Here is a 16,519-nt window from a genome sequence, read left to right on the forward strand (position 1 = left end):
AGGGTGAAACGGATGGTCGGGCGTGGCGGGAACACTCGAAGAGCAGGCTCATGGTTCAAACGGTCGACACTGATGTCACTGGCTGTCGTGCTACCGCTCACCATATCGGTGGCAGCGCAGCCTGCCGAGGTGTCGGCGGCGTTCAATCCGGATGGTTTCGACTTCTGGGTCGATTCCGAGATGGGGCCGATCAAGTCGCGTATCTTCCGCGCAGCCGACGGCAATACCGGTCGTGTCGTATATGCGCTCGACGGCATGCGAGCACGTAGCGACCTGAGCGGCTGGGAGATCGACACCGAGGTCGCGCGCGAGCTGACCAAGTGGAACATCAATGTGGTCATGCCGGTCGGTGGACCGTCGAGTTTCTACGCGGACTGGAACGCACCGAGCAACTTCTTCGGTCTCCCCACCGGTTCGGGCGCCTCGATGTCGTCCTCGGGTTCGGCGATGACCGGTTCGTCCGGGTGGAACGAGACACTCGGCAAGGTCAACACCTACAAGTGGGAGACGTTCCTGACCGAGAACCTGCGGTGGGCGTTGCGTGACCGGCTCGGATTCAACCCGAATCGCAACGGTGTGTTCGGTCTGTCGATGGGCGGCAGCGCCGCGCTGACCCTGGCCGCGTACCACCCCGACCAGTTCAGCTTCGCCGGTTCCTACTCCGGATACCTGAACATTTCCGCGCCGGGCATGCGCGAGGCCATCCGGGTGGCGATGCTGAGCGCCGGGGGCTACAACATCGACGCAATGGCCGCGCCATGGAGCTCGCAGTGGCTGCGGATGGACCCATTCGTCTTCGCGCCGCGGCTCAAGGCCAACAACACCCGCTTGTGGATCGCGGCGGGCAGTGGTTGGCCGGCCGAGGGAGACGTGAATTCGTTGCTGGACGTCGTGCAAGGTATGCCCTTGGAGACGCTGGCGTTGGCGAATACCAGGGCCTTCCAGGTGCGGATGATGACGCTGGGCGCCACCAACGTCACCTACAGCTTCCCGCGCGTCGGCCTGCACAATTGGCGCAACTGGGAGTCCGAGGTGTATCGGATGATCCCGGATCTCTCGGCGCACATCGGGTAGCCGGGTACCGTTGGCCAGCCCTGGGGTTCGGTCGCAGGGCCGCGCTGCGGCATGGCTTCGGTCGAGGATTCGTCGCCGACGAAAATGAAGCGCAAATACTTCAATAGTTGTGGTGCAGATCACTATCTAGCAACATGGGGAATTCGTCGGTTCGAGGGAGGGAATCGGATCGGCCGGGTGGAGTATGCGCCACGGCCGATTCGTCCGCTTCTCGGCGAATGTCGGTTCCCGAAGTCGCTGCAGCTCAGTCCACTGTCCGAGGGAAAGGTCGATGTGATGCGAAGTGCGCGCCGCACATGTAAGCCCGACAACTCTCGATCTACCGGCGCCTGGTTGCGGCGAGGCGTTCTCGGTATCGCTATCGCCTTGCTGGCTTCGGTCGGGACCATTGTTGCCGGGGGTGGCGGCGCCGCGTCGGCGGCCTACAATCCTGCCGCCTTCGATTTCTGGGTCGATTCCGGCATGGGGCCGATCAAGTCCCGGATTCTGCGTGCGGCGGACGGCAATACCAATCGCGTCGTCTACGCGTTGGACGGCTTGCGGGCGCCGGAGGATCTGAACGGCTGGGAGATCGAGACGACCATTCCGGAAACCCTCGCGAGCCAGAACATCAACGTGGTCATGCCGGTCGGCGGGATGTCCAGCTTCTACGCCGACTGGGTCGCCCCGAGCGAGTTCTTCGGTATCCCAGCGGGTACCGGCTCGAGCTCGGGTTCCGGGGCTTTGGGTGCCCTCGCCGAGGGACCGGGCAAGAGCTATCGCTACCAGTGGGAGACGTTCCTGACCGAGAACCTGCGGTGGGCGTTGCGTGACCGGCTCGGATTCAACCCGAATCGTAACGGTGTGTTCGGTCTGTCGATGGGCGGCAGCGCCGCGCTGACTCTGGCGGCGTACCATCCCGACCAGTTCAGTTTCGCCGGTTCGTTTTCCGGGTACCTCAACAACTCGGCGCCCGGCATGCGCGAGGCGATTCGTGCAGCCATGCTGGACGCCGGTGGCTACAACGTGGACTCGATGGCCCCGCCGTGGAGCGCGCAGTGGTTGCGGATGGACCCGTTCGTTTTCGCCCCCAACTTGGTGCGCAACGGCACGCGCCTGTGGGTGGCGGCCGGTAGCGGCCTGCCCACGGCGGTGGATCCGCCGAGCATGGGCACGCTCAACGGCATGGGATTGGAGACGCTGGCGCTGGCGAATACGCGAGCCTTCCAGGTTCGGATGCAGACTTTGGGCGGCGGCAATGCGGTCTACTCCTTTCCGGCGTATGGAATTCACGACTGGAACAACTGGGCCGATGAGGCGACACGCATGATTCCGGATATGTCGGCACACATAGGTTGAGGGAAAGTTCGGGCCACCGTATCGGTTGCCCATCGTATTCTGATCCGGTTAGCCTCCGCTTCCACGCAGTATTCGGTGCGTGGCAGCGGAGGCACTCGGTTTTCTCGCGATACATCACGGCAGATCTCGTCGACGATCACAATTCGAATTGGTTTGCTGGCCAGCGCGTGTCCTGTCGGAAAACCGAGGGGACTGGAGTAGAAAACTTCTGTGCCCGGGATCACACGTGGTAGCTGGAGTGGAAGGCGCCTCGCAGTGCTCGCCCTGGCCACGGTGATTGCGGTGGCGGCGAACCCGGCCGAGGAGATTCCTGCCGCGGCGCAACCCGAGGCGGTGGTGGCCGCGCCGACCATGGAGCGCGTGGTGTGGCTGAGTGATCGTCGGGTTGCGCTGTGGGTGCACTCACCGGCCATGGGTAGGCCGATCCAGGTTCAGCTGCTGTTGGCCAAGGACTGGAACGCTCGGCCCGAGGCGCGGTTTCCCGTCCTGTTCATGCTCGACGGGCTGCGCGCCGACGACGACGAGAACGGGTGGACCAAGCAGGCCGGCGCGGTCGACTTCTTCGCCGACAAGAATCTCACCGTGGTGCTTCCGATTGGGGGGATGTCCAGCTTCTACGCCGACTGGTTGGAGCCGAACAACGGCCACAACTACAAGTGGGAGACCTTCCTCACCGACGAGCTGCCTCCGCTGCTGGAGAGTCGATGGCGGGCGACACCTGTGCGGGGGGTGCAAGGGCTGTCGATGGGTGGCACCGCCGCAATGTTCCTTACCGCCCGGAATCCGGGATTCGCCCGGTACGCGGGCTCGTATTCGGGCTTTCTCACCACGACCACATTGGGCATGCCACAAGCCATCGATTTCGCCGTGCGTGACGTGGGCGGTTTCGACTCCGCCGCCATGTGGGGGCCACCGACCTCTCCGGAATGGGCAGCCCACGACCCGTACCTGCTGGCCGACCAGCTGCGCGGGGTCAGCCTCTATGTCTCCAGCGGCAGCGGCGCCACCGGTCCGTTCGACCAAGCTGCCGGTGTCCCTGGAATGAGCACCAATATCGCCGGCATGGGCCTGGAGATCCTGTCTCGGCTCACCTCGCAGAACTTCGTGACCAAACTGGCCGAACTGGCCATCCCGGCACGGGTGAACTATCGCCCCTCCGGAACCCATTCCTGGCCCTACTGGGATTTCGAAATGCGCCAATCGTGGAATCACGCCGGCGCCGCGCTGGGGGTCGACCCGACCGTGCCCGAGTGTGCGACCAGTGACCCGATCGCGGCGGTAGCGGCGCTGAACGACTGGCTCGGCGAATGCCTCACCAACGAGTATCCGGCGGCGGACGGGATGGCCCAGGATTTCAGGGGTGGGCGGGTGTTCCGCACGCCCGACAGCGGCGAGTATCCGGTGGGCGGTGCGATCGGCGCGGGGTATCAGGCGGCTTCCGGACCGGCTGGAGCGCTCGGGCTGCCGACAGACGTCGAAGGTGTACTCCCGGACGATCGCGGCCGGTTTCAGCGCTTTCGGCATGGCGCGCTGTACTGGACACCGCAGACCGGTGCTCAGGCGGTCCACGGCGCGATTTTCGACGAGTGGAGTGCGCAAGGGTTCGAGCATGGAGTCGCGGGTTATCCGGTCGGACCAGAAGGCGCCACCCCGAACGGGCACGGCGTGGTACAGCCCTTCGAACACGCCCTGTTCTACTTCAGTCCCGGCCCTGGTGCGCACCGGGTGCAGGGGCTGATCCGCGATAAATATGGCCAGCTGGGGTACGAGGAGAGTTTTCTCGGATTTCCGGTCACCGACGAGCAGTCGGTGCGCGATCTCGGTCGGTTCAGCGGATTCGAGGGTGGCGCGATCTACTGGAGCCCGGCATCGGGAGCCTGGGCGGTGCGCAACGGTCCGATACTGGATGCCTGGCGCGAGACCGGATACGAAAACGGTGACCTCGGATTTCCGGTCAGCGACGAGTTTCCTGTTCCCGGAGGCGTGCGGCAGACCTTCGAAGCGGGATTCATCGAGATACGGGATGGCAAACCGGAAGTTCACCGCACGTGAGGCCGGCCGATCCGCCATCGACGAGAGCACCGAGGCGTAGTCGACGCCGGAGGCGATGAACCCTCGGCATCGCGGCAGCGTGCCGTGGACCCCGCTAGCCTGGTGGGCGACCCGACCCCCTCACGACAGATCAGGACCAGAATTGATGTATCGGACCAGTGGAAAGGTACTCGGCGTGGTCGCGGTGATCGCCGCGACCGGTCTGCTCGGCGCGTGTGGCGACGACGAATCGACCGACGCCAGCACATCGACGTCGAGCGTCGCCGCGACCGCGACATCGTCCGCCGAGTCCGCGCCCATCGACACTGGGCAGCCCGCGCCCGAGCAACCGGCGCCCGAACAGCCGACGACCACTGTGCAATCGGAGCGTCCGCAAGCGGTACCCACCGAGGCCATCCCCCCAGAGGGCTCTGCGAATCCGGCCGGGAAAGACGCCCGTTTCCTCGATGCGTTGGCCGAGCAGGGCATCGACACCTCGCTTCCGGACATATCACTGGATATCGGCCGCTACGTCTGTGAAGCCACCGCAGCGAATGATTCCGACGACGTCCTGGCCACGTATGTGAACGCCATGGCCGGCGTAGGCTCGACCTTCGACCCGGATCGGATAACGGTCGAGGAGGCCGGACAGATCTACATATCGACCGCACGCTCGACGTACTGCGAGTGACGATGCGTCCGCGTTCGCCGTCCCGCCGGTCCGGACCCGCGGGGCGGCTGATCGCGCTCGCTGTCGTGGTGCTGATCCTCCTCGTCGCCCTGGTGCTGTGGTATCTGCTCGCCGGACAGTTGCGCCCGCCGGTTCCAGGGCCGAAACCGCCGGAACCACCGACCAGCCAGCCCGCGAGTTGCCCGGACGTGCAGGTGATCTCTGTGCCCGGCACGTGGGAGTCCGCCAGCGACGACGATCCGTACAACCCGACCGCCAACCCTGCGTCGCTGATGCTCGCGATATCCGAGCCGATTGTGCAGCGCTTTCCTGGTGATCGGGCGCAGGTGTACACCGTCCCGTACGTTGCGCAGTTCTCCAATCCGATCGCGATACCACCGGATGGCCAGCAGTCCTACAACGACAGCAGGTCCGAGGGCACCCAGCGCATGGTCGACTTCATGGTCGACCGCCACGAGTACTGCCCGCTGACCTCCTACGTGCTCGCAGGGTTCTCCCAAGGCGCGGTGATCGCCGGCGACGTCGCCGCGCAGATCGGCGCCGACCAGGGGCCGGTGCCGGCCGATCGCGTGCTCGGTGTGATGCTGCTCGCCGATGGCCGACGTACCGGCGAGGCGGGTCCTGGTCAGGCGATCGAGATCGGCGCCCCTGCACCTGGCGTGGGCGCTGAAGTCGCGTTGCGCGGATTGAATGTGCCCGGCATCACCATGACCGGCCCCCGTCCCGAAGGCTTCGGCGCGTTGGCCGACCGTACCTATACCATCTGCGCGGCGGGTGACCTGATCTGCGACGCGCCGCGCGAGGCGCTGCGGCCGTGGAACATCATCAGCAGTCTCAGCACCCTGGTCCGCTCGGTCGGCAATCCGGTGCACAGCCTGTATGCCGGTTTCGTCGTCGACGACGGCGGGGTCACCGCCACGCAATGGACTGTCGATCGCGTCGGTGCCATGATCGAAGCAGCGCCCAGTCCAGCGCATTCGTGAAAATGCGCAGGTCATGAGACACCCCGTGCGGGTAGGTGTGACAAGTGGAACTCGCGTTGGTCGGGACGCTGTAAAGTGCGCTGGTGATCGCGATACCGGGCAACGCTTCGGCACGAATCTCGGGCAGGCGTCGCGCGCATTTTCCGACAGCCAGGAGCATGAGTTCATGACAGAAGCCGCCGCACCGGCCATGACGGCCGGCGTCGATGCGAATGCCGCATCGACCGCGCTGGGTACTCCGCTGCGTCCGTTCCGTTTCGCGGCGGCCGGCGAGGGAAACAAGCAGGAAGGTGGTGCGCGCAAGTTCGTTCAGACCGCCCAGCAGGCCGAGGAGTACGGCTTCGACACGTTCGTCGTGCCCGACCACCTGGGCGAGCAGATCGGGCCGATTGCCGCGCTCGGAGCACTGACCCAGGCCACGGAGAAGATCCGGCTCGGGACCTCCGTGCTCGCGAACGGCTTCCGACATCCGGTGGTGTTGGCCAAGGACCTGGCAACCATCGATGTGTTGTCGAGGGGTCGACTCGAGGTCGGTCTCGGTGCCGGGTGGATCAAGGACGAATTCGAGAATGCGGGGATTGCCTACGAGTCACCCGGCGTGCGTTTGGAGAAGTTGGACGAGGCGCTGACCATCCTCGACGTGTTGCTCCGGGGACGCGAGTGCACATTCGAGGGCAAGCACTACCAGGTGCGTGGGGTCAAAGGGACGCCGCGGCCACGGCAGGGTCCCCGTCCGCCGATCTGCACCGGCGGCGGCGGCCCGAAGATGTTGCGCCTGGCCGCCAAGCACGCCGATATCATCTCCGTTGTTCCGGTGACCACCAAGGACGGCAAGGGCCTGCTCTCGGGTATCACTATGGAGAAGGCCATCGAAAAGGTGCATCTGATAAAGGAGGCCGCAGGTGATCGGTTCGCCGACATCGAACTGAACTGGGCCGTCATCGCCGTCGTGATCACCGATGATCGTGAAAAGACGGCAGAGATGGCGCTGTCGGCATTGGAGCGGGGGTTGCACCCCAACCTCGAGGTCGACGTGCAACTGTCCGTCGAGGACATCTTGAATTCGCCCTATGTGGCGATCGGCACATTCGAGGAGATCGCTGAGCATATGCAGCGTGTGCGGCAACTCACCTCGATGTCCTACGTGGGAGTATTCCCTACCCAGATGGACGCGTTCGCGCCCGTTATAAGCCTGCTGCGGGACGAGTGAGTCGGGCTCCTTTGTAACATAACCCTGCTTCGGGTACATCTAGCCGATAGGCGGTCACCGCGCAGACTGCACAGAATCTGGAGGCTGGCGCAAGCACTCGAAGCACCCGCGGGCGAAAGCGAGTCGGGGTTTCACGGATACCGGTGGCGATTTCACCGCATGCCGTGTGCGCCTCGGAGGAGAAGGAATGGAACAGATTTTCGACGACTACCTGGACGAAACCGGGAACATTCGAGTTCCCGAGGATCTCACCCTGGTTGATCACGTCGAGAAGCACACCCGAAACGACGCGAACACCCTCGCGTACCGCTACATCGACTACTCCCGGGAGCGCGATGGCGAGGCGCTGGAGTTGACGTGGCGCGAGTTCGGCTATCGGCTGCGCGCGGTGGCCGCTCGGCTGCAGCAGGTGACCAATCCAGGCGACCGGGTGGCGATCTTGGCGCCACAGGGCTTGGACTACGTGGTCTCCTTCTTCGCCGCCATCTATGCCGGCACCATCTCGGTGCCGCTGTTCGATCCGGACGAGCCCGGGCACACCGATCGCCTGCACGCGGTGCTCGGCGACTGTGAGCCCGCTGCCATCTTGACTGCGAGTTCCTCCGCGGCCGGTGTTCGGCAGTTCTTCCGCGCGCTACCGGCCGCGGCGCGTCCGCGCATCATCGCAGTGGACGCGATTCCCGACAGTGTCGGGGAGAACTGGGTGCGGCCGGATATTGCGATCGACGACATCGCCTACCTGCAGTACACCTCGGGTTCCACCCGAGTCCCGGCCGGAGTCGAGATCACCCACCGCGCAGTGGCCACCAATCTGTTGCAGATGGTGGACGCGATCGGACTGGACTGGAATTCGCGCGGCGTCACCTGGCTGCCGCTGTTCCACGACATGGGTCTGCTGACGGTCATCCTTCCCGCGGTGGGCGGCAAATACATCACGATCATGTCGCCGAGCGCGTTCGTGCGCCGTCCCTATCGGTGGATCAAGGAGTTGGCTGCGATCTCCGACAGCGCGGGTACCTTCGCTGCGGCGCCGAACTTTGCGTTCGAGCACGCCGCGGCGCGTGGTCTTCCGCGAAACGGCGAGTCGCTCGACCTGTCGAACGTGATCGGACTGATCAACGGTAGTGAGCCGGTCACCACCTCGTCGATGAAGAAGTTCAACAAGGCGTTCGCACCCTACGGCCTGCCCAAGACGGCCATCAAGCCGTGTTACGGCATGGCCGAGGCGACTTTGTTCGTCTCCGCGACCAAGGCCGAGGACGAGGCCAAGGTCACCTACGTGGACCGAGCGGAGCTCAACGCAGGACGGATGGTCAAGGTCGAGCCCAGTCAAGAGGGCGCGATCGCGCAGGTGTCCTGCGGCTATGTCGCTCTTTCGCAGTGGGCGACCATCATCGACCCGGAATCGGTCGATTCCGAGGGCGGCGGTCGCGAGGTGTCCGACGGTCGGGTCGGCGAGATCTGGCTACACGGCGGAAACATGGGGATCGGCTACTGGGGTCGTCCCGACGAGACTGCGGTGACATTCCACAACAAAGTGACCCACCGGCTCCTGGAGGGTAGCCACGCCGAGGGCGTCTCGCCGGACGCGAACTGGATGCGCACCGGCGACTACGGCGTGTATTTCGAAGGCGAGCTCTACGTCACCGGCCGAGTGAAGGATCTGGTGATCGTCGACGGCCGCAACCATTACCCACAGGACCTGGAGTACTCCGCACAAGAGGCGAGCACGGCGCTGCGACCCGGTTTCGTCGCTGCATTCTCGGTGCCGGCCAATCAGCTTCCGGCCGAGGTGTTCGAAAGCGACAGCCATTCCGGCCTGAAGTTCGACGTCGACGATTCCTCCGAACAACTGGTCATCGTGGGTGAGCGTGGTCCGGGCGCGGGCAAGGCCGACCCACAGCCGATCGCCGACGCGGTGCGTGCGGCGATCTCGCAGCGCCATGGCGTGACCGTGCGCGATGTCCTGCTGGTGCCCGCGGGCTCGATTCCGCGTACCTCCAGTGGCAAGATCGCGCGGCGCGCCTGCCGGACGGCGTATCTGGAGGGAACGTTGCGGGGTGGTTACACCCAGCAGGCGTTTCCCGATGCACCCTCTGAGTAGCCACGCGAGTATGCGACAAGGGTGGCCTCGGACCCGACCATCGGCGCTCGGCGCCGACTTCCCATGCCGAGCGTCGATTCACGGTACGCCCGGTTACGCAGACAGGTAGCTTGAGGAATTGATGGCTGACAACGAGGGCACGCCCACCCAGACGACCGAATCTCAGCCCGCCTCGGCGGCCCCAGTGGCCGCCGAGCATGCGGCTGGATCCCCTGAAGCTCCGGCTGGATCCCCTGAAGCTCCGGCTGGATCCCCTGAAGCTCCGGGCGAGCTCTCGGCGACCGCCACCGACTCCGAAGCCGATGCGCACACCGACATGTCGGTAGCTCAGCTGCGTGAGTGGCTGCGCAGCTGGATCGCGGATGCGACCGGGCAAGCGGTCGAGCAGATCACGGTGGACCGGCCGATCGAGGAGTTCGGACTCGCCTCGCGCGATGCCATCGCGCTGTCGGGCGATATCGAGGAGCTGACCGGTGTGTTGCTGACGGCCACGGTCGTCTACCAGCATCCGACGATCGCCTCGCTTGCCGAGCGGATCATCAACGGCGAGCCGGATGCGCCCATGGAGTCGGTCGACGACGCTTTCTACACCTCGGGGCCCATCCCGGGCGAGGCGCACGACATCGCCATCGTCGGGCTGTCGACCCGGCTGCCCGGCGCCGGGACGACCCCGGAGTCGACCTGGGAGTTCCTCATCGGACGCGGTGACGCGATCCGCGAGCTGCCCGAGGGCAGGTGGGCCGAGTTCGCCACGGACCCGGTGGCGGCCAAGGCCATCGCCGAAGGCAATACTCTCGGCGGCTACCTCGACGAGGACGTGGTGAAAGGCTTCGATGCGGAGTTCTTCGCGATGTCTCCGCTCGAGGTGGAACGGGTCGATCCCCAGCAGCGCCTGATGATGGAGCTGACCTGGGAGGCGCTCGAACACGCCAGGATTCCGGCGAGCGAGCTCAGGGGCACGCCGGTCGGCGTCTTCATCGGCAGCTCGACCAGTGATTTCATGCTGCTGTCGGCACTCGGACTGACCGCCGACAACGAAGGGGCGCCCGCGACCGCGAAGGCGTACGGCATCACCGGCTCCTCCACCGGGATCATCTCCAACCGTGTGTCGTATTTCTACGATTTCCGCGGTCCGTCGGTCGCCGTGGACACCGCGTGTTCGTCCACGCTCGTCGCAGTGCACCAAGCAGTGCGCGCGCTGCGTGACGGTGACGCCGATCTTGCTCTGGCCGGCGGGGTGAACATGCTGCTCGCCCCGATGGCCACACTCGGCTTCGATTCGGCGGGGACGCTCGCGGGCAATGGTCGAATCAAGGCGTTCTCCTCCGATGCCGACGGCATCGCGCGCTCCGACGGCGCCGGTTTGGTGGTGCTCAAGCGGCTCTCCGACGCCGAGCGCGACGGCGACCGCATCCTCGCCGTCGTCAAAGGCTCCGCGGTCAACAACGACGGTCGTTCCAACGGTCTGCTCGCCCCCAACCCGGACGCCCAGGCCGACGTCTTGCGCCGCGCCTACCGCGACGCGGGCGTCCTACCCACCACGGTGGACTACATCGAGGCGCACGGCACCGGCACCCTGCTCGGTGATCCGATCGAAGCCGATGCGCTCGCACGAGTGGTCGGTCGCGGTCGCGACACCGACCGTCCCGCGCTGCTCGGCTCGGCGAAAACCAATTTCGGCCACATCGAATCCGGCGCCGGCGCCGCCAGCCTGGCCAAGGTGATCATGGCATTGCAGCACAATGTCATTCCGCCGAACATCAACTACGCCGGCCCGAATCCGTTCATCCCGTTCGATGAGGCGCGGCTGAAGGTCGTCGACGAGCCGACCGAGTTCCCGCGCTACAGCGGCACGGCCACCGTCGGCGTTTCCGGCTTCGGTTTCGGTGGGACCAATGCGCACGTCGTCATTCAGGAGTACGTGCCTTCCGACGCGTCGACGCAGGTGCCCGCCGAGCCCGCAGCCGCCCCGGACGAGGCCGCCGCGACGCAGAGCATTCCGGAAGACGCCGCGGTAGCGGGCGACGACGAGCAGCAGAACGTTGCTTCCGGCGACGAGAATGCGGTGTCCGGCGCCGAGACCGCCGTGCCCGTCGCCGAATGGACTGCGGAGCGGGCCGAGCCGCTGCCGATGGTCTTGCCGGTATCGGGCTACCTTCCCTCGCGCCGCCGTCGCGCTGCGGCGGAGCTGGCCGACTGGCTGGAGTCCGACGCGGGCGCGCACACGCCGCTCGCCGATGTGGCGCGGTCGTTGGCCAAGCGCAGCCATTGGCGCTCGCGCGCCGCTGTCGTGGCCACGACGCATGCGGAGGCGATCGCCGGGTTGCGCGCCGTCGCGGCAGGCAAGCCAGGACCGGGTGTGTTCACTGCCGACGCGCCCGCCGCCATGGGGCCGGTATGGGTGCTCTCCGGCTTCGGCGCTCAGCACCGCAAGATGGCGAAGCAGCTCTACCTGGAGAACTCGATCTTCGCTCGGGCCGTCGACCAGGTCGATGAGCTGGTGCAGGACGAGGCCGGGTATTCGGTGCGCGCGATGTTCCTCGACGACAGCCAGGACTACGACGTGGGCACATCCCAGGTCGGGATCTTCACCATCCAGATCGGCTTGGCAGCGCTGCTGCGCGCGCACGGCGCGCGGCCCGACGCCGTGGTCGGCCATTCGATGGGTGAGGTCGCGGGCGCATATATCGCCGGCGGTCTCGCGCTCGAAGACGCGGTTCGCGTGATCTGCGCTCGTTCGCGCTTGATGGGCGAGGGCGAACAGATGATCAGCGACGACGATGTGCGCAATATGGCGCTGGTCGAGTACAGCGCCGCGGAGATCGAGTCCTTGCTGTCGGACTATCCGGACGTCGAGGTAGGTGTCTACGCGGCGCCGACGAACACCGTGATCGGCGGCCCGCAGGAGCAGGTCACGGCGATCGTCGCGCAGGTCGAGGCCGCAGGCAAATTCGCTCGCGTGCTGCCTACCCGCGGCGCGGGCCATACCTCGCAGATGGATCCGCTGCTCGGGGAGTTGGCCGCGGAACTGGCCGGCATCGAGCCGAGGCGGCCGAAGACCGGGGTGTATTCCTCGGTGCGCAAGGACGAGTTCTTCGGCGCTGGTGACGACCCGATCCACGACGTGGACTACTGGGTCACCAATATGCGCCACAGCGTGTACTTCACCCAAGCGGTGCGACTCGCGGTGAACGCAGGACACACCACGTTCCTGGAGTTGGCGCCCAATTCCGTGGCCCTGATGCAGGTTCTGGGCACCACCTTCGCTGCGGGAGTGCCCGACGCGCAGCTCATTGCGACGCTCAAGCGCAAGGAGGACGAGTCCGCGGGCGTGATCGCCGCACTCGCCCAGCTCTACGTGCACGGGCACGCGGTGGATCTGCCCTCGCTACTGACCGGGGGCGATTACGCCGACATCCCACGCACCACGTTCCTGCGCAAGCAGTACTGGCCGAAGGTGAGCATCTCCGCCAGCGGAAACAACCGGGTTCCCGGCGCATACGTCGCGCTTCCGGATGGTCGGCATGTCTGGGAGGTGCAGGCATCGGCGGTCACCGATCTCGCGGCCCTGGTGCACTCGGCTGCATCGCAGGTGCTCAGTGACGTCACGGTGGGCGCATCGATCCCGCACGGTGCACTTGCGACCCTGGGCACGCTCACCACCACGCTGACTCCGCACCCGGGCGGCGCCTCGGTGCAGGTTCACGCCAAGGAGGGAAGCGACTTCCGGCTGGTGTTCGATGCCGTGGTGGCCTCCGGAGCCCCCTTGCCGCAACCCGTCGCGGCTGCGGCGACTCCGGTCGCGCAGGAGTCCGACACCGACGCCGGCATCGAGGTCGTGGAGACCTTCGGGGCGCGTTGGGATCCGGATGGCAGACAAACCGTGGAAGAGCGGCTCGGGGTGATCGTTGCGGAGTCGATGGGGTATGCCGTCGAGGACCTCCCGATGGAGATCCCGCTGATGGAGCTCGGTCTGGATTCGCTGATGGCCATGCGGATCAAGAACCGGGTGGAGTACGAGTTCGACATCCCGCAACTGCAAATCCAGGCCGTGCGGGATGCGAGCTTGCACGAGGTCGGCAAGGTGCTGCGCTACGCCGTGGAGCACCGCGACGACGTGCAGGCGATGGCCGACAAGCAGGCCGCCGACAAAGCCGCGGGCGGATCGGGTGAGTTGACCGTCGACGCGGACTTCATGACCGCGGCGCGGGCCGCGCTCGCTGCCGGCGACGATCCGGGCGCCGCGGTGTCCGGTGCGACCTCTGAGGCAGCAACCCCAGCCGCCACGGCTGATGTCGGCACGACCTTGCCCGATACGGCGCCGGATGCCGCTGCGGCGCAACCGACTCCCGACGTGACCCAGGTCGCAGAGCACGCCGTGAACCTCGTTGGAGGGGAAACCTCGAGTGCCGAGGACGATGTCCCGCCACGCGACGCGCCCGAGCGGCTGACCTATGCCGCATGGGCCATGGTCACCGGACAGTCGGCCAAGGGCATCTTCAATACGCTGCCGATCCTCGACGAGGACACCGCGCAGAAGCTCGCCACGCGCCTGACCGAGCGGATCAAGGCCGAGGTCACCATCGACGACGTGCTCGATTGCGAGACCATCGAGCAGCTCGCCGACATCGTGCGCACGCTGCAGGACAGCAGTGGCGATGTCGATGGATTCGTCCGTACTCTGTCGCCGCGGGCGGAGGGCTCCGACGTCGTGCCGGTGTTCGTCTTCCACCCCGCAGGAAGCAACACCCTGGTGTACGAGCCGTTGCTGAAGCGGCTGCCCGACGGTACGCCGATGTACGGTTTCGAGCGGGTCGACGGAGATATCGCCGAGCGTGCGCGCCAGTACGTGCCGGAGCTACGCAAGCTCGGGGGCGATGGGCCGTTCGTGCTCTATGGCTGGTCGCTGGGTGCCGTACTGGCCATGGCCTGTGCGCAGCTCCTGCGCGCCGACGGCGCAGATGTGCGTGTGCTCGGCCTGATCGACCTGGCGATCCCGAGCAAGCCCGAGGACAACAGCGCCGAGGAGCGGATCCGGCGTATCGAGCGGTATCAGGAATTCGCGAAGCGGACCTACAACGTGCAGGGCGATCTTCCGCCCGAGCAGGTGCGGGAACTGGCCGCGGCATCGGATGACGAGCAGATCGCGAAGATCGGCGAACTCGCAAAGATGAGCGGCGCGAAGATCCCTGGCGGCGTCCTGGAACACCAGCGCACTTCCTGGATCGAGAGCCGCGCACTCCAGCGGGTCCAGCCGACCCGCTATGACGGTGATGTGGTGCTCTACCTCGCCGATCGCTACCACGACGGCGCGATCGAATTGGAGCCCCGGTTCGGAGAACGACTACCGAATGGTGGCTGGGACGACTACCTACCGAATCTGGAAATCGTGCACATCCCCGGCGATCATCTGCAGATCATCGATGAACCACGCATCGGCACGATCGGGGCCGACCTGACCGCGAAGCTCGCCGCGATCGAGGCGAAAGGGAGCAAGTGAGCACTACTGCTGAGAAACTCGCCGACCTGCGCGCGCGGTTGCACGCGGCGCACGAGCCGGCGGGGGCAGCGGGGGGGGCCAAGCGGGCGAAAAAGGGGATCCCCAGTGCGCGCGATCGGATCGATATGCTGCTCGATCCGGGCACGTTCGTGGAGGTCGGCGCACTGGTACGCAATCCGAGCGACCCCGCCGCGCTCTACGGCGACGGCGTCGTCACCGGGTACGGCGCGGTGGACGGGAGACCGGTGGCGGTCTTCTCTCACGATCAAACCGTGTACGGCGGTTCGGTAGGGGAGATGTTCGGTCGAAAGGTGGCCGGCATCCTGGAATACGCGGCCAAGGTCGGTTGCCCTGTGGTCGGCATCAACGACTCCGGTGGGGCTCGCGTGCAGGAGGCGGTGACCTCGTTGGCCTGGTATGCGGAGCTGGGTCGGCGTCAGGAGCCGCTGTCGGGCTTGGTCCCACAGATTTCGATGATTCTCGGCAAGTGCGCGGGCGGCGCCGTCTATGCCCCGATCAACACCGATGTGGTGGTCGCGACCGACGAAGCGTACATGTTCGTCACCGGTCCGAAAGTGATTCGTGAGGTCACCGGCGAGGATGTCAGCCTCGAGGAACTCGGTGGGGCGCGCAGCCAAGCCGAGTACGGCAACATTCATCACGTCGCCCCGGACGAGGCCGCCGCATTCCAGTGGGTGCGCGAGTACCTGAGCTATCTGCCGACCAGCTGCCAGGAAACACCGCCGATCGTGAATCCGGGGTTGGAGCCGGAGACCACCGACAGCGACCTGGAACTGAACTCGGTCGTCCCGGATTCCGACAATGCCGGCTACGACATGCACGACATCCTGGTGCGCATCTTCGACGACGGCGCGTTCCACGAATTCGGTGCGTCCGCGGGCCGCAATGTCATCACCGGTTTCGCCCGGGTCGACGGGCGTAGCATCGGCGTGGTCGCCAATCAACCGATGGTGTACGCGGGTGCGCTGGATGCGCGCTCGTCGGACAAAGCGGCCCATTTCGTGCGCTTGTGCGACGCATTCGACCTTCCCTTGGTGTTCGTCGTCGACACGCCCGGGTTTCTGCCCGGAGTGGACCAGGAGAAGATCGGCGTGATCAAGCGGGGTGGCCGGTTTCTGTTCTCGTTCGTCGAGGCCACGGTGCCGAAGGTGACCGTGGTGATCCGCAAGGCGTATGGCGGTGGCTACGCCGTCATGGGGTCCAAGCAACTCGGTGCGGATGTCAATTTGGCGTGGCCCACCGCACGGATCGCGGTGATGGGCGCCGAGAGCGCGGTCAGTTTGATGGGGGGCAGACAAATCGAGTCCGCTCCGGAGGAGCAACGCGCGGCCATCCGCCAGCAGATGGTCGACTTCTACAACGCCACCATGGCGACGCCGTGGGTGGCCGCCGAGCGCGGATACATCGATGCGGTCATCGAGCCGTCGGCGACCCGGCTGGAGTTGCGTCGAGCGCTACACCTGTTGCGGGACAAGTCTCTTCCCCGCAATCCGCGCAAGCATCATCTGCTGCCGTTGTGACGACGGTCGGCCACACGGAATTCGAGTCGGGCCGTACCCCAAGGGGC

General features: G+C 65.9%; 9 protein-coding genes. All 9 read left to right on the forward strand.

The features are described from left to right. Positions 1-12 precede the first annotated feature (12 nt). The 9 genes from K940_RS0101245 to K940_RS0101285 all read left to right on the forward strand — a co-directional run bounded on the left by K940_RS0101245 (position 13) and on the right by K940_RS0101285 (position 16,472). Positions 13-1,074: an alpha/beta hydrolase family protein gene (locus K940_RS0101245; protein ID WP_051406770.1), complete on the forward strand. Its 1,062-nt coding sequence runs from the start codon at positions 13-15 to the stop codon at positions 1,072-1,074. A 276-nt stretch (positions 1,075-1,350) separates the two neighbouring features. Continuing rightward, positions 1,351-2,412 (forward strand): alpha/beta hydrolase family protein, encoded by a 1,062-nt coding sequence (locus tag K940_RS0101250; RefSeq protein WP_036527198.1) that lies wholly within the window; start codon positions 1,351-1,353, stop codon positions 2,410-2,412. A gap of 255 nt (positions 2,413-2,667) precedes the next feature. After that, the gene (locus K940_RS0101255) at positions 2,668-4,464 is read left to right on the forward strand and encodes an alpha/beta hydrolase-fold protein (RefSeq protein ID WP_036527061.1); all 1,797 of its coding nucleotides are present in this window, start codon (positions 2,668-2,670) and stop codon (positions 4,462-4,464) included. Between the two features lie 145 nt (positions 4,465-4,609). Continuing rightward, complete coding sequence (locus K940_RS0101260; RefSeq protein WP_028476027.1) at positions 4,610-5,134, forward strand: DUF732 domain-containing protein; 525 nt, start codon at positions 4,610-4,612, stop codon at positions 5,132-5,134. 2 nt (positions 5,135-5,136) lie between these two features. After that, positions 5,137-6,117: a cutinase family protein gene (locus K940_RS0101265; RefSeq protein ID WP_036527063.1), complete on the forward strand. Its 981-nt coding sequence runs from the start codon at positions 5,137-5,139 to the stop codon at positions 6,115-6,117. 190 nt (positions 6,118-6,307) lie between these two features. Then, the gene (locus K940_RS0101270; RefSeq protein WP_051406795.1) at positions 6,308-7,327 is read left to right on the forward strand and encodes an LLM class F420-dependent oxidoreductase; all 1,020 of its coding nucleotides are present in this window, start codon (positions 6,308-6,310) and stop codon (positions 7,325-7,327) included. A 187-nt stretch (positions 7,328-7,514) separates the two neighbouring features. Then, on the forward strand, positions 7,515-9,431 hold the full coding sequence (gene fadD32, locus K940_RS0101275) for a long-chain-fatty-acid--AMP ligase FadD32 (RefSeq protein ID WP_028476030.1): 1,917 nt from the start codon (positions 7,515-7,517) through the stop codon (positions 9,429-9,431). A gap of 121 nt (positions 9,432-9,552) precedes the next feature. Beyond that, positions 9,553-14,931 (forward strand): polyketide synthase Pks13, encoded by a 5,379-nt coding sequence (gene pks13, locus K940_RS0101280; protein ID WP_081706079.1) that lies wholly within the window; start codon positions 9,553-9,555, stop codon positions 14,929-14,931. Continuing rightward, a complete protein-coding gene (locus K940_RS0101285) occupies positions 14,928-16,472 on the forward strand; it encodes an acyl-CoA carboxylase subunit beta (protein WP_028476032.1) in 1,545 nt (514 codons plus the stop codon). The genes pks13 and K940_RS0101285 overlap by 4 nt, the downstream gene beginning before the upstream one ends. Positions 16,473-16,519 lie beyond the last annotated feature (47 nt).

Origin of the sequence: Nocardia sp. CNY236 (genome assembly GCF_000482385.1) — a bacterium.
Taxonomy (GTDB): domain Bacteria; phylum Actinomycetota; class Actinomycetes; order Mycobacteriales; family Mycobacteriaceae; genus Nocardia.

Coding starts and splice junctions, on each gene's coding strand:
- K940_RS0101245 (WP_051406770.1), top strand. CDS start 13: ATGGTCGGGCGTGGCGGGAACACTCGAAGAGCAGGCTCATGGTTCAAA.
- K940_RS0101250 (WP_036527198.1), top strand. CDS start 1,351: ATGCGAAGTGCGCGCCGCACATGTAAGCCCGACAACTCTCGATCTACC.
- K940_RS0101260 (WP_028476027.1), top strand. CDS start 4,610: ATGTATCGGACCAGTGGAAAGGTACTCGGCGTGGTCGCGGTGATCGCC.
- K940_RS0101265 (WP_036527063.1), top strand. CDS start 5,137: ATGCGTCCGCGTTCGCCGTCCCGCCGGTCCGGACCCGCGGGGCGGCTG.
- K940_RS0101270 (WP_051406795.1), top strand. CDS start 6,308: ATGACGGCCGGCGTCGATGCGAATGCCGCATCGACCGCGCTGGGTACT.
- fadD32 (WP_028476030.1), top strand. CDS start 7,515: ATGGAACAGATTTTCGACGACTACCTGGACGAAACCGGGAACATTCGA.
- pks13 (WP_081706079.1), top strand. CDS start 9,553: ATGGCTGACAACGAGGGCACGCCCACCCAGACGACCGAATCTCAGCCC.